The following is a 20,026-nucleotide window of genomic DNA, read 5'->3' as shown; positions in this document are numbered from 1 at the left end:
ATGAAACGCTGGATCCGTATCGTCCTCACTGCACTGACCGCGCTCGTCGGGCTGACCGCGGTCGCCGGCGGCACTGCGCTGGTCGTCGGGGCCGCGACCTCGTCGTCGCTGGGAGGGGCCGTCCCCGGGCCCTCCTACCTCGGCGGGAGCCCGTTCACGTCGTACCTGGCGCCCGGCCTGGTGCTCGGGGTCGTCGTGGGCGGAACGCATCTGCTGGCGGCCGTGCTGGTCGGGCGCGGCGCCCGCTCCGGGCCCCTCGCCGCAGCCGTCGCCGCCTTCGGGCTGCTGATCTGGATCTTCGTGCAGATGATGTTCATCCCGTTCAGCGTCCTCCAGGCCGCGTACTTCGCGGCGGGGCTGGCGGAACTCGGACTGGTTTTGCTCGGACTCGGGCTGCTCCGGCCCGGACGGATCGCGGCGCAATGACCGCGACGCTCCGGTTCCTGGGCGCGACCGACACCGTCACCGGCTCGCGGTACCTGGTCGAATCGCAGGGACGGCGCATCCTGGTCGACTGCGGGCTGTTCCAGGGCTACAAGGTCCTGCGCGAACGCAACTGGCAGCCGTTCCCGGTCGACCCGGCCGGCATCGACGCGGTCGTGGTCACGCACGCCCACCTCGATCACACCGGCTACCTGCCTGCGCTCGTGCGCGACGGCTTCCGCGGGCGCATCCACGCGACGCACGGCACCGCCGAGCTCAGCCGGCTGATCCTGCCGGACAGCGGCCGGCTGCTGGAGGAGCAGGCCGAGTTCGCCGCGCGGCGGCACAGCTCCAAGCACGCGACGCCGCTCCCGCTCTACACCGAGCAGGACGCGCTCGCCGCGCTGGAGCGCTTCCAGCCGCATCCGTTCGACGCCGAGGTGGAGGTCGCGGGCATCGCCGCGCGGTTCGTCCCGGCCGGCCACATCCTCGGCGCGGCGCAGGTGTTGCTGGAGGCCGAAGGGTCCCGGCTGCACTTCACGGGCGATCTGGGCCGGCCGGACGACTCGCTCATGAGGCCGCCAGTCTCGCTGGAGGCGACCGACGTACTCGTCTGCGAGTCCACCTACGGCGACCGCCTGCACCCGGGAACGGACCCGGCGTGGCAGCTCGGCGAGATCGTCCGCGACGTCTGCAGCAGGGGCGGCGTGGTGATCCTGCCGGCCTTCGCCGTCGGCCGGGCCGAGACCCTGCTGCTGCAGCTGAGTCGGCTGCGGGCGCGGTACGCCATCCCGGACGTCCCGGTCTTCCTCAACAGCCCGATGGCGGTGAACGCGGCGGAGATCTACGCGCGCCACCCGGAGGAGCACCGCATCGGCCCCGCCGAGTTCGAGGCGATGTACCGGCTCGCAACGCTGGTGCGCACGGTGGACGACTCCAAGCTGCTCAACCTGCGCGGCGGCCCCGCGATCATCATCTCCGCGAGCGGGATGCTCGAAGGCGGACGCGTGCTGCACCACATCGCCGCGTACGGCTCCGACCCCCACAACGCGATCGTCCTGACCGGGTTCCAGGCCGGCGGCACGCGCGGTGACGCCCTGCGCCGCGGCGAGCGCAGCCTGCGGATCTACGGGCGCGACATCCCGATCCGCGCGCAGGTGCACGTGCTCGACATGCTCTCCGCGCACGCCGACGCCGGGCAGATCGTCGACTGGCTGAGCACCGCTCCGACGCCGCCTCGGGCCGTCTACCTGACCCACGGGGAGCCGCACGCCGCCGACGCGCTGCGGGTGCGGGTGAAGCGCGCTCTCGGCTGGGAGGCGCGGGTGCCGGAGTTCGGGGAGAGCGTCAGCCTGCCCGCGGGGAGCGGGTCGTGAACCGCGCAGCCCGCCGCGCCACCCGGTGCGGGTACGCCCGCCTCCGCACTGAGGGAACCCGCGGCGCGCTCAGCCGCGCGTAGTACCAGACCTTCGCCGCCTCCACGAGCACCAGGTAGAGCAGCACCAGGCCGACGAGGGCGAGGACGAACAGGGCGGGCAGCGGCGTGAAGCCGAGCAGGCCGGCCAGCGGCGAGTACGGCAGCCACGCGCCGACCGCCACGACGGCGAGCACCGAGACGGTGAGCGGGAGGGAGGCGCGGCTGCGCAGGAACGGCACCCGCCTGGTCCGGATGACGAAGACGATCAGCGTCTGCGTTGCGATCGACTCAATGAACCAGCCCGAGCGGAACTCCGGCGGGGCCGCCTGGAACGCGAAGAGCATCAGCCCGAACGTCGCGAAGTCGAACAGCGAGCTGATCGGGCCGAACAGCAGCATGAAGCGGCGGATGGCGCCGATGTCCCAGTGCGACGGCACCCGGAGCTGCTCGGCGTCCACGTGGTCGCTCGGGATGGCGAGCTGGCTGGAGTCGTAGAGCAGGTTGTTCAGCAGGATCTGGCCGGGCAGCATCGGCAGGAACGGCAGGATGACCGAGGCGATCGACGCGCTGAACATGTTGCCGAAGTTGCTGGACGTGCCCATCAGCACGTACTTGATCGTGTTCGCGAAGATCCGCCGCCCTTCGGTGACGCCGTCGGCGAGCACGTCGAGGTCCTTGTCGAGCAGCAGCACGTCGGCGGCGTCCTTCGCCACATCCACGGCCGAGTCGACCGAGATGCCGATGTCGGCGCTGTGCAGGGCCAGCGCGTCGTTGACGCCGTCGCCGAGGAAGCCGACCGCGCGGCCCTTCTCGCGCAGCGCGCGCATGATGCGCGCCTTCTGCTCGGGCGACACCCGGGCGAAGATCGTGGCGGCGCGGGCGGACTCCGCGAGCCGCGTGTCGTCGAGGGCGTCGATCGCCTCGCCGGTCAGCGTGCCCGTGGAGGGCATCCCGAGCTCCGTGCAGACGCGCTCGGCCACGACGGCGCTGTCGCCGGTCGCGATCTTGACCCCGACGCCGAGGTCCGCGAGCCGCTGCAGGGATGCGCGCGCGTCCGGCTTCACGCCGTCCATGAACGCGAGGAATCCGCGCAGCGTCAGGCCGGTCTCGTCCTGCGGCGTCAGCGCGACCAGGCCGCCAGCCGCCCGCGTGGCGATGGCGATGACGCGCGAGCCGGCGGCGTACAGCTGCGACAGCATCCCTGCCGCGGACGGGTCCACGTCCGCGCACAGCGGGAGGACGGACTCGGGGGCGCCCTTGACGACGACGATCGGCGCGGAGCCCGTCGCCGCGACGAGGGCGCCGGCCATGCGGCGCTCATGGTCGAACGGCACGGCGTCGAGCCTGCGGTACGCGGCGACCGGGGCGGACGCCGCCTCCTCGCTCGCCCAGAGGGCGGCGTCGAGCGCGTTCAGCCCGACCGTCTGCGGCGCGGCCGGGTCGGCGTCGGTGGCGAGGAGGCCGAGCAGCAGCACCTCCTCGGCCTCCACGTGGTCAAGCGGCACCGGGCGGTCGAACACGATCCGGCCGGTCGTGAGCGTCCCGGTCTTGTCGGTCACCAGGAGGTCGAGGTCGCCCAGGTCCTCGATGCAGACCATGCGCTTCACCAGGACCCGCCGCCGCGCGAGCGCGCGCGAGCCGGCCGCGAGGCTGGTGCTGACCACGGCCGGCAGCAGCTGCGGGGTGATGCCGACCGCGATGGCGAGCGAGAACAGCAGGGACTCGATCAGCGGCCGGCCGAGCAGCAGCGCCGCCACGAAGATCAGGGTCGTGAGGATGATCGCGACCAGCAGCAGGAAGGTGGAGAACTGGCCCAGTCCGCGCTGGAACTCGGTCTGCGGCTGCTGCGCGGCCAGGCCGACGGCGATCCTGCCGAACTCGGTCGTGCCGCCGGTCGCGACGACGACGCCGACGCCGCCGCCCGCGTGCACGACGGTGCCCATCAGCGCGCAGCAGGCGAGGTCGCCGACGCCCGCGCCCTCCGCCACGGGGTCCACCGTCTTGGCGGCCGCATGCGCCTCGCCCGTCACGATGCTCTCGTCGCACTCCAGGCCGTTCGCCTCAACGAGCCGCAGGTCGGCCGGGACGACGGTGCCCACCGTCAGCAGCACGAGGTCGCCGGGGACGAGCTCCGTCACGTCGACGCTGCGGCGCACCCCGCCGCGCAGCACGATCGAGGTGTGCCGCAGCCGGTCGTGGAGGGCGTCGGCGGCCTGCTCCGCCCGGAACTCGTTGACGAACCCCAGCCCGACACTGACGACGAGGATGACGGCGATGATCACCGCCTCCGTCCCCTGGCCGACGAACGCCGAGATGACCGCGGTCGCGAACAGCAGGATCAGGATCGGGCTGCGCACCTGACGGCCGAGGACGCTCCACGGCCGGGCCCTGTGCCCGCGGACGGCGTTCGGCCCCACCCGGGCGAGCCGGTCCGCGGCCTCCGCGGCGCTCAGGCCGACGGCCGACGACCCCACGTCCGCGAGCACCGCGGCGACGTCCCTGGAGGCGGCGGCCCGGACGGGGCTCAGCGGCAGCGCGGCGACGGCCGCTGTGCCGGCCGACGCCGTCACTCGGCCGCTCGGCGCGCCCGCGCGAGCACGACCGGGACGCGCACGTTCAGCAGCACGTCGTGCCCGACCGAGCCGAGCATGACGCGCTTGGCGCCGTGGCGGTCCCGTGTCCCCATGATGAGCATTCTGCGGCCTTCTGCCGCGTCGACCAAGCCCCGGGCGGGCGGCGCCTCGATCGCGTCGGCCTGGACCACGAGGTCCGGGTGGAGCTCGCGCGCGCGCCGGGCGGCCGCGTCGAGGACGTGCTGCCGCCGGTCGTCGAGGGACACCTCCGGCACGAACCCGGCCAGCAGCGGATTGGCGGTGTAGCCGACGCAGACCAGGCGCAGCGGCTCGCCGAGCGCGGCGGCCTCGACGGCGGCGAACGCGTCGGCCGCCTCGGCGGGCGGCTTGCCGTCGTCGCCGGCGACCACCCCCGCCCCGGTGTCCGCCCAGCCGTGCGGTACCACCGCGACCGAGCAGGGCGCGGCCGCCGCCACGCGGACGTGGAGCGAGCCGGCGAAACCGCGGTCGCGCTCGGCGCGCGAGCGGGCGCCCACGACGAGGAGGTCGGCGTCGCGGGAGGCCGACTCCAGCTCGGCGCCGATGTGGCCGTAGAGATAGCGCGTCCCCACCTCCAGGACGGGCCGCCGCCCCGGCGCGGGCTCGGGACCGGTCAGCGCGGGCACCCGGGCCGAGGCCGCCTCCGCGATGCGCAGGGCGGCCTCCCGCTCCGTCGCCAGCACGGACTTCGCCGCGACGACGAGCAGGTCGTCCGGGCCGTCTGAGCCGTCGCCCCAGGAGCGCTCCAGGACGAAGACGATCTCCAGCCGGGCGCCGTCGCGCACCGCCCGCCGGGTGGCCCACCCCAGGGCGGCTCTGTGCTCTGCCCTGCCGTCGACTCCGACCATGATCGTGCCGGCCATCGCACCCTCCAACCGCTCGGGAACGGGATCAGTCTCGCCATCCGGGCGGCCCTCCCCCAGTGCCGAAAGTCCCACGTGACCTTCGGCCCTGCGCGCGCGGCCGGCCTGCGCCAGAGTGGGGGGCATGAACGACACTGGATCGGTCGCTCGCGCGGCCATCGTCTACGAGTCCATGTTCGGAAGCACCCGCCGGATCGCCGAGGCCATCGCCGAAGGACTGCGGCCGTTCGCGGCCGTGACCGTCGTGAAGGTCAAGGACGCGCCGGAGGCCTTCCCGGACGCCGACCTCCTGCTCGTCGGCGCCCCGACCCACGCGCACAGCCTGAGCCGCCCTGCCACCCGGGTGGAGGCGGCGAAGTGGGCGGACGAACCCGACCGGCGGCTCACGCTCGAACCCGACGCCGAGGGCATCGGCGTCCGGGAGTGGCTGGAGACCTGCGGCGGCGTGCCCGGCCGGTTCGCCGCGTTCGACACCCGCGCCGACATGACCGAGCTGTTCACCGGCTCGGCGGCCGCGGCGATCGACAAGCGCCTGCGCAGGCTAGGGTCGCACCGCCTGCTCGCGAAGCACAGCTTCCTCGTCGACAAGGAGAGCATGCTGGAGGCCGGGCAGCTGGACGACGCCCGCGAGTGGGGCCGCGTGATCGGCGCGGCACTGGGCACGAGGGCCGCAGTCTGACCCGGCGGCCCTCAGCGGCCGACCGTCAGGACCCGGAGCCGTGGAGGACGAGCACCGGGCAGTCCGCGTGCTCGACCACCGAACGCGACACCGAGCCCAGCAGCAGCCCGGTGAACCCGCCGAGACCCCGGCTGCCCACGATCAGCATCTCCGCGTCCTCCGCCTCGGCGATCAGCTGGCGGGCGGCGGACCCGGAGCGGACGACCGTCGAGTACCACGGCGGCGGTGCGTCCCCGAAGACCTCGCGCGCGGCGTCCTCGGCGATGGTGTGCGCGTCCCGCTCGGGGTCCCAGCCGCCCATCACGTAGCCGGGCCAGGACGGCGGGAACTCCCACACCGTCACGCCGACCAGGCTGCTGCCCAGCCGCTCGGCCATCCGGGCGCCGCGGCGCAGCGCGGCGAGCGACTCCGCGGAGCCGTCGACCCCGACGACGATGCGGCCTCCGAGGTGGATGCGGTCGTCGGACTCGTGATCGGGCGCGTCGGTCATGCGGGTACTCCTTTCGTGGGGCGGTTCATCAGCGCTCGTGTTCACCAGCGCTCGGGCTCCGGCTCGCGCCGAAACCGCCGCCCCGTCATCCGGTCGATGTCGATGTGAACGTACCGGTACTTGAGGGTCGGTATCCAGGGCTGAAGTGGAGCCTTGTCCGCCTCGTCGATCTCCGCCTGGTGCTCCAGCTGCCGCGCCCTGCCGTGGACGATGACGCTCCACGCCTCGTCGTCGGTCCAGCCGTCCGTCTCGAACGCCACGGTGTCGTGCACGGTCAGCTCCAGCAGCTTGGTGCCGGGAGCGGTCCTGATCAGGATGCTCGACCCGTCGGAATAGAAGTTCACCGGGTAGATGTCGGGCTCTCCGCCGACAGCGGTGGCGAGCCGTCCGAGAGTGCCCGCCTTGAGCACCTCCCGGCACTCGTCGCGATCCAGCTCGTGGACCGGTTCATCCGATGACATGGCTTTCTCCTTCCGTCTGCGACTGCGTCGTCGCGGCCTGGACGCCCGTGGCCGGTGCGTGCACCACGATCGTCGGCGAGGACAGGTTGAGCAGCACGTCGTACGCGACCGCGCCGAGGCTGCCGAGCTGCGCGTGCTCCCGGCGGGAGTCGCCGATCACCAGGAGCTCGGCGCTGCGGGCCAGCTCGTTGAGCGCTGCCCCCGCCGGGCGGCGCACCACCCGGCTGCGGATGACGATGCCGGGCTGCCTCGCCCGTGCCCGCGAGACGGCTGCTGCGAGAAAGCCCCGCGCCTCGTCGTCGCGCCGGAGCTGCCAGTCCCGCCGCTCGTCGCCGCTTTCGGTGTCGAACGGAATGTGCGACTCCGACGACCGGACGGTCATCAGCTCGCAGTGGTGGTCGCACGCCAGGTCCGCCGCCAGGTCGACGGCCGCCTCCCCCGCCGGCGTGTCGTCGACGCCGACGATGACGCCGCGCCGCATCCGTGACGCCGCCTCGGGGATGATCGCGACCGGTCCCGTGGCGAGGTTCGCGAGCTGGAGGCTGCGCGAGCCGAACGCGCGGCCGTAGTGGAAGCCGGTCTTGTGGGTTCCGACGACGATCATCGTCCCCGGATCGCTGAACGACGCGAGCTCCGCCATCGGGCTGCCGGCCCTGACCTCCCCCTCGATCGCGACATCCGCCGCCAGCGACCGGGCGTAGGCGAGCTCCTCGTCGAGGCGCTTGCCTGCGTCCTGGTCCACCTCCTCGATGAGCCGCGACCCCACCGCGCCCCACTCGTCGTCGGCGACGTGGACGAGGGTCACGCCGGCGCCCCGCTCCCGTGCGCCCGCGACCGCCCAGCGGATGGCTGCGCGGGCCGGCACGGATCCGTCGACGCCGACGATGTACCTGCTGATCTCCATGGGGGCACCTCCACGAGCAGTTTCCAGCGGCGGCCCGCCCGGCGCAGGGTCATAAGTCCCACGGGACCTTCGGCCCGCGCCGCGCCGGGCGGTCGCGCTTGACTCGTCGCACCGCGGGTAGACGGCGAGGGAGGGCGGCGACGATGAGAGCGTGGCGCACGACGGGGGCGCGCGGCGGCCTCGAAGCGGCGGAGTCGCCCACCCCCGAGCCCGCCGACGACGAGGTCCTCGTCCGCGTCGAGGTGTGCGGCGTCTGCCGGACCGACCTGCACGTGGTCGACCAGGAGATCCCCGTGCACCGCCCGCGCGTCACGCCGGGTCACCAGGCGATCGGGGAGGTCGTCGGCGTCGGGGCCGCCGTGACGTCGCTGCGCCCGGGCGCGCGGGTCGGGGCCGCCTGGCTGCGGCGCACCTGCGGGGAGTGCGCGTTCTGCCGCCGGGGAGCGGAGAACCTGTGCCCGCGCTCGGAGTACACCGGGTGGGACGCCGACGGCGGCTTCGCCGAGTACCTGGTGGCGCCGGCCGCGTACGTCTATCCGATCGCGGAGGACGCCGACGCCCTGGAGACCGCGCCGCTGCTGTGTGCGGGGATCATCGGCTACCGCGCCCTGAGGCGCGCGCAGCTCCCACCTGGAGGAACGCTCGGCATCTACGGGTTCGGGTCGAGCGCGCACGTGACCGCGCAGCTCGCGATGGCCGCCGGCGCACGGGTGTTCGCGATGACCCGCGGCGCACAGAACCGCGACCTCGCCCGAGAGCTCGGCGCCGCGTTCGTCGGCGAAGAGGCAGAGGCGCCGCCCGAGCCGCTGGACTCCGCCATCGTGTTCGCCCCGGCGGGCGGGCTCGTGCCGGTCGCGCTGGGCGCCACCGCGAGCGGAGGGACCGTCGTGCTGGCGGGGATCGAGATGTCCGACCTCCCACCGCTCTCGTACACCGACTCGCTGTTCCGCGAACGCGACCTGCGGACCGTCACGGCGAACACCCGGGAGGACGGCGCGCGCTTCCTGGCCCTCGCCCGCAACCTCCGGCTGCGCCCGCGCGTGACGGCCGTGCCGTTCGACGGACTGGCGAACGCGATCGACGACCTGCGACGTGGCAGGGCCAGCGGCTCGCTGGTGCTGCGCGTGGCCTCCTAGAAGGGAAACGGCGATGACAGACCGCACGGTCGTCTGCTGGAACGGCTCCACCGCTTCGGAGGCGGCGCTGAGCTGGGCGCTGCGCCGCGCTCGCGACGCCGGCTCGACACTGGAGCTGTTCGACGTGGTGGACTACTCCCTCTTCCTGGGTGATCGAGCCGCACTCGACCGGGCCACAGAAGAGGAGGAGGACCGGCTCGACACCCGGGTGGAGGAGCTGCGGGCGTCGCATCCCGGCGTCGTCGGCGGCCACGACCTGCTCGTGGGGGACCCGCTCGAGCTGCTGACCGATCAGACCCGGCCGGACACCCTCCTCGTCGTCGGCACCCGCCACCGGGTCGGCCCGCGCGTGCGGTACGGCTGGTCGCTCGGCGCGCGGCTCGCGACGGCGGCCGCCGGTCCCGTCGCCGTCATCCCGGTCGAGGAGGAGGTGGCGGCGAACGCACGGTCCGGCGTCGTGGTCGGCGTGGACGGATCGGACGTGGGGCGGCTCGCGCTGGAGTTCGCGGCGCGCGAGGCCGCGGACCGGCGGCAGCGGCTGGCCGTCGTGCTCTGCTGGGTGGCGCCGCTGTCGGAGCAGCCGCTCATCGTTCCCGACGACGAGTTCGTCACGTCGCAGCAGAGCGAGCGGCAGGAGCTGCTCGACGACCACGTGGACGCCGTGCGCGAGAGGCACCCCGCCGTCGCGGTCGAGGGCGTGCTCCTGCGCCAGAACCCGATCTCGGGCCTGCGGGTCGAATCGGAGCGGGCGTCGATGCTGGTCGTCGGCAGCCGGCGCCTCACCGGCTGGAAGCGCACCTGGCTCGGGTCGGTCTCGCACGGTCTCGTGCTGGACCTCGCCGCTCCCACCGTCGTGGTCGGCCAGGAAACGGAGGTGTACGCGACGCCGCCGGAAGCTACACTCAGCGCGTAGAGGGGGTGCCGCCTCCGGCACTCGTCTTCGCGCGGCCGCGGCCGCCACCCGAGAGGAGGCTCGCCATCCCCGAGGATGAGCCGATCACGTTCCCCGACGCGCCCCGGGCCGAACTCGATCGCGCCCTCGGTGAGCTGGTCGAGCAGGCCCGCAAAGTGCTGGACACCCAGGGAAGGCTCCGCGCGCTCGTGCGCGCGAACCGGGCGGTGGTGTCGCACCTCGAGCTGCCGGTCGTGCTGCGGACGATCATCGAGGCGGCCGTCGAGCTCGTGGGCGCGCGCTACGGCGCTCTCGGAGTGATCGCCGAGGGCGGCGGTCTGGAGCAGTTCATCCACGTCGGCATGGCGGACGACGTCGTGGCCCGGATCGGCCACCTGCCGGAGGGGCACGGGCTGCTCGGCGCCCTCATCGACGACCCGCGGCCGATCCGCCTGGACTCGATCTCCGACGACCCGCGATCGTCCGGCTTCCCGGCGGGCCACCCGCCGATGACGGCGTTCCTCGGCGTCCCGATCGCCGTGCGCGACTCGGTGTTCGGCAACCTCTACCTGACCGACCCCGTCGCCGGCGGCTTCACCGAGGACGACGAGCAGCTGGTGAAGGCTCTGGCCGCCAACGCGGGCTTCGCCATCGACAACGCGCGGCTGTTCGCCGAGACCTCCGCACGGCAGTCCTGGACCGCCTCCGCCGCGGAGATGACGGCGAGCATCCTGGGCAGCGACACCGCGGAGGCGCACCAGGAGTTCGCGACCCGGTCCGCCGCGCTGCTGAAAGCGCGCTCCGTCGTCGTGCTCGGCACCGGTGAGCACGGCGAGGCGGCGACGCTGCTCGGGCGCGACGACGGGTCCGCCGCCGAGGCACGGCTCCTCGCGACCTTCCCGCTGGACAACGACCGGATCCGCAGCGCCATCGAGGGCGAGCAACCCACCCGGCTGGACGAGTTGACCGGCTACGCGCTCGCCGACGGCTGGGAGCCGGGTCCGGCGCTGGTCGTCCCGTTCGACGGGCGGGTCGGGCAGCCCGAAGTGCTGATCGCCGTCCGGGAGGCCGGCGCGCTGCCGTTCTCCACCTTCGAGCTCGAGCGGTCCGTCACCTTCTCGCGGCAGGCGGCCCTGGCGATGGAGCTCGCCGAGGCCCGCGCCGACCGGGAGCGCGTCGCGCTGCTGGAGGACCGTACGCGCATCGCCCGTGATCTGCACGACCATGTCATCCAGCAGCTCTTCGGCGCGGGACTCGAACTGCAGAGCGTCCAGTCCGCGCTCGGCCCGGGAGTGCTCGCCGACCGGATCGACGCCACCGTGCAGTCGCTCGACGACGCGATCGCCCAGATCCGGACGGCGATCTTCTCGCTGTCGCGCCAGCAGGGACCGGCCGAGAGCCTCCGGCACCGGCTGCTCGACATCGTGCAGGAGGTCGGCGAGGCCCTGCCCCGCCCGGCGACGGTCTCGTTCTCCGGGCCGGTCGACCTGGTGGCCGACCCCGCCGTCGCCGACGACGTCGCGGCGTTCGTGCGGGAGGGCCTGATGAACGTCGTCCGGCACGCCGACGCCGACACCGCGACGGTGGCGGTCGTGGCGTCCGCCGACGGGATCACGGTCGACGTGGCCGACGACGGCGACGGGATCGGCGAGACCAGCAGGCGCAGCGGCCTGCGCAACCTGTCCGAACGCGCGGAGCGCCGGTCCGGGGAGTTCGACGTCGAGTCCGGTCCGGAGGGGACCCGGCTGCGCCTGCGGCTGCCGGTGTCCGCGTCCGAGTCCCCGTCCGCGGAGCGGACGACGTGAGCACGTCGCCGATCCGCGTCTTCCTCTGCGACGACCACGAGATCGTCCGCCGTGGCGTGGCCGGGCTGATCGACGCGCAGGACGACATGGAGATCGTCGGCGAAGCCGCCACCGCGGCCCAGGCCCGCGCCCGGATCCTCGCCGTGCGGCCGGATGTCGCGGTGCTCGACGTGCGGTTGCCCGACGGCAGCGGCATCGACGTCTGCCGCGCGATCAAGCAGGCGGAGCCGGGCATCCGCTGCCTGATGCTCACCGCCTACGACGACGAGGACGCCCTGCGCAGCGCGGTCATCGCGGGCGCGGACGGCTACGTGGTCAAGGACATCCGCGCGAGCACGCTGCTCGACGACATCCGCGCCGCGCACCGCGGCAAGCGCCTCATCGACCCCCGCGTCGCCCAGCGCGTCTCCGAGACCCTGCGCGAGCCGGCCGACGACCCGCGGTTCGCCTCGCTCGGGCTCCGGGAGCGGCAGGTGCTGGCGCTCATCGCCGACGGCCTCACCAACCGGCAGATCGCGGAACAGCTCGGCCTGGCGGAGAAGACGGTGAAGAACTACGTGAGCTCGCTGCTGGCCAAGCTGGGCCTGGAGCGGCGCACGCAGGCCGCGGTGCTCCACCTCGAACACCGTGGCCGCGCCTGACCGGAGCCGGGTCTCCGCGGCCTCGGCGGGACCTTCGACTCATCGGCGCGGCTCCGCCGACCCGAAGCTGGGACCATGCATCCCTCGAAGACCGTGTCGGCGCCGATCGTCTGCGGAGTGGACGGGTCGGAGCAGTCCCGCCGGGCTCTCCACCACGCGGCGAGACTCGCCCGCGCGCTCGACACGCGCCTCGACGTGGTGATGGCGTGGCAGCCGTCCACCTCGATGTACGACGCCTACTTCCCCGACCCGGAGCGTGCGCCGAAGGTGGTCGCCTTCGAGATCCTGGAGGAGCTGGTGCGCTCGGAGTTCGGCGACCAGACGCCGGACTGGGTGCGCGTGCAGGCCGAGCCCGGACACCCCGGGAAGGTGCTCGTGACGGCCTCCCACGACGCGGAACTGCTCGTCGTCGGGAGCCGCGGCCTGAGCGAGCTGGCGTCGCCGTTCCTCGGTTCGGTCAGCCTGTACTGCACGACGCAGGCGGCGTGCCCGGTGCTGGTCGTCCGCCCGGAGAAGGAATCAACCGAGCATCCGAAGGAGAAGAGTTCATGAGTGATCGCACGATCGTCGGCTGGGACGGTTCGCTGGAGGCCGGCATCGCCTTGGAGTGGGCGGCCCAGCGCGCGAAGGCCGAGCACGACTCGATCGTGCTCGTCGACGTCGAGGACATCGACGCGCTCGCACCGGGGCAGGTCGTCACCGAGGAGCTGGTGGCGCGGCGCCACCTCGCCGCGGACGACGAGGCGCAGCGCGTCTCCGACGCGGATGGCCTGCGGGTCAGCACGCACGTGATGGCGGGCGAGCGTCTCGACGAGCTGCAGCGCTTCTCCCGCGCCGACAATCTGATCGTGGTCGGGACCGGGCGCCGGCACTGGCCGCGCGTGCGCTACGACTGGTCCCTAGGGGCGCGCCTGGCCGCGCACGCGCGCGGCGCGGTCGCCGTCATCCCCGACCTCCCGGAGCCCGGACGCACTGCGGTGGTCGTCGGCGTGGACGGGTCGGAGGTGTCGCTGAAGGCGGCGAGGTTCGCAGCCAGGGAGGCCAGGCGACTCGGCGGCGAGTTCCGGCTGGTGCACGCCTGGCTGGACCCGCTGGTGGGCATCCCGGAGGTGCAGCAGCCGGACGGGCGCTTCACAGTCGACCTCGAGGGCGAGCACGACGCGATCCTCCAGTCCGTCGCCCGCACCGTTCGCGCGGCGAACCCGGACCTGCAGGTGACGGCAACCCTCGTCAGGGACGACCCGCGGCATGCCGTGCTCTCCAGCCTCGACGACGCCGCTCTCCTCGTGGTGGGCACGAAGCAGGCCCGCGGCTTCGGCCGCATGATGCTCGGCTCCGTGAGCCACGCGCTCATCCTGGCGATCCGGGTGCCGACGATCGTCGTCGCTCCCGAGTGCTTGATCTGAGCCGGCCGGCACGCTGCGGGCCCGGGACCTACGACCCTATGGCGCGCCGCCGCACCGGTCGATCCTGATCCCGTGGCGCACCCCGCGCCGCGCCTAGGGGGCTCTCCGACATGAACACTCGCACCACGCACCTCCTCCGGTTCGCCTGCGCAACAGCACTGGCCGGCTTCCTCGTCGTGACGCTCGGCGCCTCGGCCCCGTCCGCCCCTGCACAGGACGGAGGCGGTGAGGGACCGCACTTCTACAGCGGCGTGACCGTCGACGTGTCCGGCCCGGTCGACGGTGACGTGTACGCCGCCGGGCAGAGTGTCACCGTCAGCGGCGACGTCACCGGCGACGTGATCGCCGCGGCGCAGACCATCACGATCAGTGGCCGTGTCGACGGGAACATCCGGCTCGCCGCGCAGGATGTCACGATCACCGGCGACGTCGCCCGCAGCGGAACGATCTTCGCCTCCGACCTCCTCGTCGACGCCGGAGGCTCCGTCGAGAACGACATCGTCGCGACCGCGACCTCGATCCGCGTCGCGGGCGATGTCGGCAGAGACATGATGGTCAGCGTCACCGACCTCCGGATCGACGGCACCGTCGGCGGCGATGTGACCTACGCCAGCTCGACGACGGCGCGCATCGCGGACGGCGCGGTGTCCGGCAGCGTGGAGCACGTCCAGACCCAACAGCCGTCGAGAGTCGAGATCTCCCCGTGGGCCGCCGTGCTCGGCTGGTTCCTCGGCCTCCTCTACGCCCTGGTCGCGCTCAGTCTCCTCACGGTCGTCGCCGGTCTGCTCGTCCCGCGCACGCTGCAGCGCGTCACCGACCAGCTCCTGCCCTCCCCGTGGCGCGCGCTGCTGGTGGGCTTCGTCGCCTCGATCGCGGTCCCGATCGCGCTGGTGTTCCTGCTCGTGACGATCGTGGGCGCACCGCTCGCGCTCGCGGGCCTGCTGGTGTGGATCGTGCTGACGCTCGCGACCTTCCTGGTCGGCGCACACTACCTCGGGCGCGTCGTCCTGCGCAGCTCCCCGCATCCGGTCCTGCAGTCCTTCGTCGGCGGTCTGATCCTGATCGTGGGGCTGCAGATCCCGCTGCTCAACATCCTGGTGTGGCTGGCGATGGTGTTCTTCGGCCTGGGCGCGGAGCTGCTGGAGCTGTACCGGCAGCGGCCCTGGAGCGTCGGCGCCGCGACGCCCGCCGCGTCGCCCGCGACGGCCCCGCCGCAGCAGGCTCAGCCGGTCGTGGCGAACGAGCCGCCGCGGCAGTAGCGCCTTACCAGTCGCCGTCGTCCTGCCCGCCCGGAACGACGAAGGAGAATTCCTTCGGCGTGACGAGCACCGGGCACGGGAGGTTCAGCAGCACGTCGTGGCTGACCGAGCCGAGCAGGGAGGCGGCGACGCGGCCACGGCCGCGGGTCCCCACCACGATGGCGACGGCTCCCTGGCCCTGCTCGACGAGCGCTTCGGCGGGGTTCTTGCGCACCAGCACCGGGACGATCGGCGCCGCCCGGGCGATCGGGACGTCGGCGACCGCGTCCGGGATCACGGCCTGCTCGCGCTTCAGGAACGCCGGATCGGCGTGCTCCCCGGAGTCGAGGGCGGAGTGCAGGGCCACCGGCACGTCCCAGGCGTGCACGGCCTCCACCTGGGCGCCGGTCCAGCTCGCCTCGGTCACGGCGAGCGCCAGCGCTGAGCGGGCGAACGCGGAGCGGTCGACGCCCACGACGACGACGTTCCGCTCCGGCGGAGGCGCGGCCGGGATCACGGCGACCGCGCAATCCGCCTTCGCCGCGAGCTTCAGCGGCAGGGTGCCGATCCGGGCGCCGCCCGGCTGCGGGCCCTTGTCCGTCCCCACGACCAGGAGTGCGGCGCCCGCGGCCTCGCGGAGGAGCGCGCCAGCCGGCGGCCCGTCGACCCAGCGCACCTCCACGGCGATGTCCGGCGCGAGCGCACGGACGTGGCCCTTCGCCTGCTTCAGCCCGGTCTCGACAGTGGTCTCCAGGTCGAACCGGGGCCCGAAGACGGCGCCGCCCAGGCGCGTGTCGATCGCGTGCACCACCTCCAGCGCGCCGCCGCGCTCGAGGACCCGGTGCGTCGCCCAGTCGAGGGCGCGCCACGCCGACGGCGAGCCGTCGAACCCGACAACCGTGCGGCCGTCGATCGCCATGTCAGCACTCCCCCGTCGTTGGGCGGCAAGTCATTTGGATGGGCATACCGGCTCCTCACGTGATTCGTCTCGATCACGAGCCTGGTCCGCCCACGTGCCGCCGGCCAGGACCTTCGACCCTTGCCGTCGCGGAGTCGCGGGCGGTCTGATTGCCCCATGAGAAACGACAACGGAGCGTCCCGGATGGGGATGCGCGACGTACCGCCCATGGGCCGCGTCCTCGTGGTCGCGGTCGTCGCCTGGAGCCTCGCCTGGAAGGGCGCATCGCTCTGGCGTGCCGCCAGGAACGGGAGCAAGCCGTGGTTCGTCACGCTGCTGCTCACCAACACGCTCGGGCTGCTCGACGCCGTCTACCTGTTCGGGGTGGACCGCCGGCACGGCAGCGAGGAACTCGAGGAGCTCGCGATCCTGGAGGTCACCGGCGAGCCGGAGCAGCAGGGCCACACCCAGGAGACCTGAGCCGGGCGCGGGGGAAGGACGACGGAGCGCGTCGGGTCGGCTGACGCATGCTGTCCATCTCGCGACTCCTCCGTGGACGCGTCCTCGCCGGGCTGACCCTCCGCACGCTCCCCCGCGAGCTGCTGGCCGGGGTGACGCTGCTCGCCATCTCCGTGCCGGTGAACCTCGGCTACGCCCAGATCGCGGGGCTGCCGCCGACCACAGGGCTCTACGCGCTGATCGTTCCGGCGATCGTCTACGCGCTCATCGTCTCGTCGCGCCAGCTCGTGGCGTCGCCGGACGCGGCCGCATCGGCGCTGGTCGCGTCCTCACTGGGCGGGCTGGCGGTCGCCGGCTCCAGCGGCTACCTCGCGCTCGCCTTCGCCCAGGCCATCATCGGCGGAGTGCTCTTCGCGCTGTGCGCGGTGTTCAACCTGGGCTTCCTCGCGGACTTCCTCTCCAAGCCGATCCTCGTCGGCTTCGTGAGCGGCCTCGCCCTGGACATCCTGGTCAGCGAGATCGCGACGATGCTCGGAGTGCAGATCACCGGCAGCGCGGGTTTCATCACCCGCGTGTCCGAACTGGTCGCCGGGCTCGGGGAGGCCAACGGCTGGGCGATCGCCGTCGCGGCGTCGTCGCTGGTCGTGCTCATCCTCGGCCGGCGCTTCGCACCGCTCGTGCCGTGGGCGCTCGTCGTGCTGGTGGCCTCCACCGCCGCGGTCGCCCTCACTGGGATGGAGAGCCTCGGCGTGCGGACCCTCGGCCCGGTCGAGAGCGGCGCCCCGGCGTTCGCCTGGCCCGTGATCGGCTGGGAGCAGTGGCTCGCGCTCGTGCCGTCCGCGCTGTCGCTGACCATGGTCGCGATGAGCGAAGGGCTGCTGGTGTCCCGTGCCTTCGGCGAGCGCCGCAGCTACCGGGTGAACCCGGACAGGGACCTCCTGGCGTTCGGCGCGGCGAACATCGCGTCGGGCCTCACCGGCGGTTTCACGATCGGATCGTCGACCTCCCGCACCGCGGCGATGGACCACGCCGGCTCGCGCAGCCAGCTGCCGTCGCTGGTGACCGCGGCGGGCACGCTGGCCCTGGTGGTCTTCGGCACCACGCTCCTCGAACACATCCCGTCGCCGGTGATCGGCGCCATCGTCGCGGTCGCGGTGCTCCCGCTGCTGGATGTCGGGGAGTTCGTCGCGCTCTGGCGGCTGTCGAGGTTCGAGTTCGCGATCGCCGTCGCCTGCTTCCTCGCCGCGCTGCTGATCGGGCCGGTCGCGGGGATCGTCATCGCGGTCGTCCTCGCCCTGGTCAACCTGGCCCGCCGGGCCGCGAACCCGGCGATCGACGTCCTGAGCACCACCGACTCCTCCGAGCACTCCCTGCTGCCCGTCGAGGGCGGGGTGACCCAGACGGCTCCCGGCCTGATCGTGCTGCGTTTCGCCGCCCCGCTCTTCTTCGCCAACGCCGGGGTGTTCGAGGAGGCGGTGAAGACGGCCGTGGCGGAGGCGGGACCCGACCGGCTGGAGCACATCGTCCTCGACCTGGAGGCCGTCACCGACATCGACATCACCGCGGCCGAGCGGTTCCACGCCGTCCAGGACTGGCTGAGCGAGCACGGCATCCGGCTGCACTACTCGCGCGTGCGTCCCGACCTGGAGCTGCGGCTCGACCACTTCGGGCTGATCGAGGACCGCACCCTCTACGGCACGAACCAGGCGGCGATCGACGCGCTCGCCCCGTGACAGGCGGCGTCCGCCGCGTCGAGCTAGGCCGCAACGGCCTCCCGCTGCCGCGTGGCCACGCCCGCGGCCCAGGTGCGGTAGCCGCCGTCGAGATTCACGACGTCGCGCCCGTGCTGGGCGAGGATGCGCGCGGCGGTGTGCCCGCGCTGCCCCACCTGGCAGTGCACGACGACGGGTCCCGCCGGCAGCTCGGCGAGCCGGTCGCGAAGCTCGTCGACGGGGATGCTGACCGCGCCGGGGATCGCCCCTGCCGCGTGCTCGCCCGCGGTGCGGACATCCACGAGGGTCGCGCCGGCGGCGAGCGCGGAGTCGAGCTCGTGCCACTGGATCGCGCGGGTGGCGCCGGTGCGGAGGTTGTCCGCCACGTAGCCCAGCTGGTTCACCGGGTCCTTGGCCGAGCCGAACTGCGGCGCGTAGGCGAGCTCGAGTCGGGCGAGCCCGGATGCGGTGATACCTCCCGCCATCGCCACGGCGATCACGTCGATCCGCTTGTCCACGCCCTCCCCGCCGACGATCTGCGCGCCGAGGATCCGGTCGCTCGCCGGGTCGACCAGCAGCTTCATCGACATGGGCTGCGCCCCCGGATAGTACGTCGCGTGCGAGGTCGGGTGGGTGTGGATGACGCGGTGCTCGCGCCCGGCCGACACCAGCCGGCGCTCGCTCCAGCCGACCTTCGCGGCGACCGTGTCGAAGACCTTCACGATGGCGGTGCCGAGCGCGGGGGTGTTGCGCTCGTCGTGGCCGGCGATCACGTCGGCGACCGAGCGGCCGTGCCGGTTGGCCAGGCCGGCCATCGTGACCAGGGCCTCGCCGCCGGAGAGCGCGTCGATCTTCTCGACGCCGTCGCCGACCGCGTAGATGTGCGGGTCGCTGGTGCGGTTGTGCGCGTCGACCGCGATCCCGCCGGTCGGGCCGAGCCGCACGCCTGCGGTGCGCGCGAGGTCCACGCTCGGCGTCACGCCGGACGCGTCGACGATGAAGTCGGGACGCAGCGCGCTGCCGTCATCGAGCACGACGACGCCGCCCTCCACCGCGTCGATCGTGACGGCGGTGCGCACGTCGACGCCGTGGCTGCGCAGCTGGGCCTCCAGCGGCGCCACCATCTCGGCGTCCAGCGGGCTGAGGAGGTGCGGGCCGCGCTGGATCAGCGTGACGTGGATGCCGCGGCGCACGAGGTTCTCCACGGCCTCCAGGCCGATGAAGCCGCCGCCGACGACCAGCGCCGACGGGTTGTCCGACGCCGCTTCCACCAGCGCGCCGATCGCGTCGACGTCCTCCACGGTGCGCAGCGTGTGCGTGGGAATGCCGGGGTGCCCCGCCGCCTCCCGCGCGGACGCGCCGACCGCGAGGATCAGCTCGTCGTAGCCTTCGGTCGACGTCTCGCCGCTCGAGATGTCGAGCACCGTGACCGTGCGCTGCGCGGCGTCGACGGTCAGCACCTCGCGCCCGGTCCGCACATCGAGCCGGAACCGGGACGCCAGCGACTGCGGCGTCTGCAGCAGCAGCGACGACCGGTCGCGGATCACCCCGCCGACGTAGTACGGGAGGCCGCAGTTCGCGTAGGAGACGTACGGGCCGCGCTCGAACACGACGATCTCGCGCGTCTCATCCAGCCGGCGCAGCCGGGTGGCGGCCGACATGCCTCCGGCGACGCCGCCGACGATGATCGTTCTCACTGGGATGTCCTTCTTCCTGCAGGGTGGGCTCGGGGCCGATTGCGTATACCCCTGGAGGTATCGTACTATACCTCCAGGGGTATTCCGAATCCCCGAGAGAGGACCCACTCATGTGTTATCCCGTCACCTGCTCGACCTGCGGCAAGACGACCTGGAACGGCTGCGGGCAGCACGTCGCCGACGTGCGCAGGAACGTTCCCGCCGCGCAGTGGTGCGGCGGCCATCCCGAGCAGACCGCGGCCGCGCCCGCGACCGGCGGCGGCTTCCTCGGCCGCCTCTTCGGACGGAGCTGA

The 20,026-nt window shown here is 73.2% G+C and carries 20 protein-coding genes; 13 read left to right on the top strand and 7 right to left on the bottom strand.

Annotated elements, in window-relative coordinates; all coding sequences use genetic code 11:
• Both AC3A3H_RS07840 and AC3A3H_RS07835 read left to right on the top strand, forming a co-directional pair.
• A complete protein-coding gene (locus tag AC3A3H_RS07840) occupies nt 1–426 on the top strand; it encodes a hypothetical protein (RefSeq protein WP_487613996.1) in 426 nt (141 codons plus the stop codon).
• Complete coding sequence (locus AC3A3H_RS07835) at nt 423–1,799, top strand: MBL fold metallo-hydrolase RNA specificity domain-containing protein (protein WP_487613995.1); 1,377 nt, start codon at nt 423–425, stop codon at nt 1,797–1,799. The genes AC3A3H_RS07840 and AC3A3H_RS07835 overlap by 4 nt, the downstream gene beginning before the upstream one ends.
• Here the strand turns inward: AC3A3H_RS07835 and mgtA are convergent.
• Complete coding sequence (gene mgtA / locus AC3A3H_RS07830) at nt 1,771–4,410, bottom strand: magnesium-translocating P-type ATPase (RefSeq protein WP_487613994.1); 2,640 nt, start codon at nt 4,408–4,410, stop codon at nt 1,771–1,773. The genes AC3A3H_RS07835 and mgtA overlap by 29 nt on opposite strands.
• The gene (locus tag AC3A3H_RS07825) at nt 4,407–5,315 is read right to left on the bottom strand and encodes a universal stress protein (protein ID WP_487613993.1); all 909 of its coding nucleotides are present in this window, start codon (nt 5,313–5,315) and stop codon (nt 4,407–4,409) included. Before AC3A3H_RS07825 ends, mgtA begins: the two co-directional genes overlap by 4 nt.
• Before the next feature lie 124 nt (nt 5,316–5,439).
• Between AC3A3H_RS07825 and AC3A3H_RS07820 the strand changes: the two genes are divergently transcribed.
• Nucleotides 5,440–5,994 carry a flavodoxin family protein gene (locus AC3A3H_RS07820; protein ID WP_487613992.1) on the top strand — a complete coding sequence of 185 codons (555 nt, stop codon included), beginning with the start codon at nt 5,440–5,442 and terminating at the stop codon, nt 5,992–5,994.
• A 25-nt stretch (nt 5,995–6,019) separates the two neighbouring features.
• On the opposite strand, the gene AC3A3H_RS07815 is transcribed toward AC3A3H_RS07820, so the two are convergent.
• From AC3A3H_RS07815 to AC3A3H_RS07805, 3 genes are read right to left on the bottom strand one after another with little or no spacing between them, the layout of a single operon-like run.
• Nucleotides 6,020–6,484, bottom strand: coding sequence for a universal stress protein (locus tag AC3A3H_RS07815; RefSeq protein WP_487613991.1), 465 nt, complete (start codon nt 6,482–6,484; stop codon nt 6,020–6,022).
• Between the two features lie 41 nt (nt 6,485–6,525).
• Nucleotides 6,526–6,945 (bottom strand): pyridoxamine 5'-phosphate oxidase family protein, encoded by a 420-nt coding sequence (locus AC3A3H_RS07810; RefSeq protein ID WP_487613990.1) that lies wholly within the window; start codon nt 6,943–6,945, stop codon nt 6,526–6,528.
• On the bottom strand, nt 6,932–7,849 hold the full coding sequence (locus AC3A3H_RS07805; protein ID WP_487613989.1) for a universal stress protein: 918 nt from the start codon (nt 7,847–7,849) through the stop codon (nt 6,932–6,934). The genes AC3A3H_RS07810 and AC3A3H_RS07805 overlap by 14 nt, the downstream gene beginning before the upstream one ends.
• A 143-nt stretch (nt 7,850–7,992) precedes the next feature.
• Here AC3A3H_RS07805 and AC3A3H_RS07800 point away from each other — a divergent pair, with 143 nt between their 5' ends.
• The 7 genes from AC3A3H_RS07800 (at nt 7,993) to AC3A3H_RS07770 (ending at nt 14,988) form a co-directional block, all read left to right on the top strand.
• Entirely contained in the window at nt 7,993–8,985 is a 993-nt protein-coding gene (locus AC3A3H_RS07800) for a zinc-binding alcohol dehydrogenase family protein (RefSeq protein ID WP_487613988.1), read from the top strand.
• Nucleotides 8,986–8,998: 13 nt separating this feature from the next.
• Nucleotides 8,999–9,898, top strand: coding sequence for a universal stress protein (locus AC3A3H_RS07795; RefSeq protein ID WP_487613987.1), 900 nt, complete (start codon nt 8,999–9,001; stop codon nt 9,896–9,898).
• A 5-nt stretch (nt 9,899–9,903) separates the two neighbouring features.
• Entirely contained in the window at nt 9,904–11,682 is a 1,779-nt protein-coding gene (locus AC3A3H_RS07790) for a GAF domain-containing sensor histidine kinase (RefSeq protein ID WP_487613986.1), read from the top strand.
• Nucleotides 11,679–12,323, top strand: coding sequence for a response regulator (locus AC3A3H_RS07785; RefSeq protein ID WP_487613985.1), 645 nt, complete (start codon nt 11,679–11,681; stop codon nt 12,321–12,323). The genes AC3A3H_RS07790 and AC3A3H_RS07785 overlap by 4 nt, the downstream gene beginning before the upstream one ends.
• Before the next feature lie 75 nt (nt 12,324–12,398).
• Nucleotides 12,399–12,875 (top strand): universal stress protein, encoded by a 477-nt coding sequence (locus tag AC3A3H_RS07780; protein ID WP_487613984.1) that lies wholly within the window; start codon nt 12,399–12,401, stop codon nt 12,873–12,875.
• The gene (locus tag AC3A3H_RS07775; protein ID WP_487613983.1) at nt 12,872–13,729 is read left to right on the top strand and encodes a universal stress protein; all 858 of its coding nucleotides are present in this window, start codon (nt 12,872–12,874) and stop codon (nt 13,727–13,729) included. Before AC3A3H_RS07780 ends, AC3A3H_RS07775 begins: the two co-directional genes overlap by 4 nt.
• A gap of 110 nt (nt 13,730–13,839) precedes the next feature.
• Entirely contained in the window at nt 13,840–14,988 is a 1,149-nt protein-coding gene (locus AC3A3H_RS07770; protein WP_487613982.1) for a bactofilin family protein, read from the top strand.
• A 4-nt stretch (nt 14,989–14,992) separates the two neighbouring features.
• On the opposite strand, the gene AC3A3H_RS07765 is transcribed toward AC3A3H_RS07770, so the two are convergent.
• The gene (locus AC3A3H_RS07765) at nt 14,993–15,886 is read right to left on the bottom strand and encodes a universal stress protein (protein WP_487613981.1); all 894 of its coding nucleotides are present in this window, start codon (nt 15,884–15,886) and stop codon (nt 14,993–14,995) included.
• A 156-nt stretch (nt 15,887–16,042) separates the two neighbouring features.
• On the opposite strand from AC3A3H_RS07765, the gene AC3A3H_RS07760 reads away from it, so the two are divergent.
• Nucleotides 16,043–16,345 carry a DUF5652 family protein gene (locus tag AC3A3H_RS07760; protein ID WP_487613980.1) on the top strand — a complete coding sequence of 101 codons (303 nt, stop codon included), beginning with the start codon at nt 16,043–16,045 and terminating at the stop codon, nt 16,343–16,345.
• 47 nt (nt 16,346–16,392) lie between these two features.
• On the top strand, nt 16,393–18,057 hold the full coding sequence (locus AC3A3H_RS07755; RefSeq protein ID WP_487613979.1) for a SulP family inorganic anion transporter: 1,665 nt from the start codon (nt 16,393–16,395) through the stop codon (nt 18,055–18,057).
• Nucleotides 18,058–18,080: 23 nt separating this feature from the next.
• On the opposite strand, the gene AC3A3H_RS07750 is transcribed toward AC3A3H_RS07755, so the two are convergent.
• Nucleotides 18,081–19,733, bottom strand: a complete 1,653-nt coding sequence (locus tag AC3A3H_RS07750) for an FAD-dependent oxidoreductase (RefSeq protein ID WP_487613978.1) — start codon at nt 19,731–19,733, stop codon at nt 18,081–18,083.
• Between the two features lie 110 nt (nt 19,734–19,843).
• Between AC3A3H_RS07750 and AC3A3H_RS07745 the strand changes: the two genes are divergently transcribed.
• Nucleotides 19,844–20,026 (top strand): hypothetical protein, encoded by a 183-nt coding sequence (locus tag AC3A3H_RS07745; protein WP_487613977.1) that lies wholly within the window; start codon nt 19,844–19,846, stop codon nt 20,024–20,026.

This window comes from Leifsonia sp. Soil_N53, assembly GCF_057655165.1.
The sequence above is the reverse complement of the archived record's forward strand: the minus strand, read 5'-3'. Positions and strand labels throughout refer to the sequence as shown.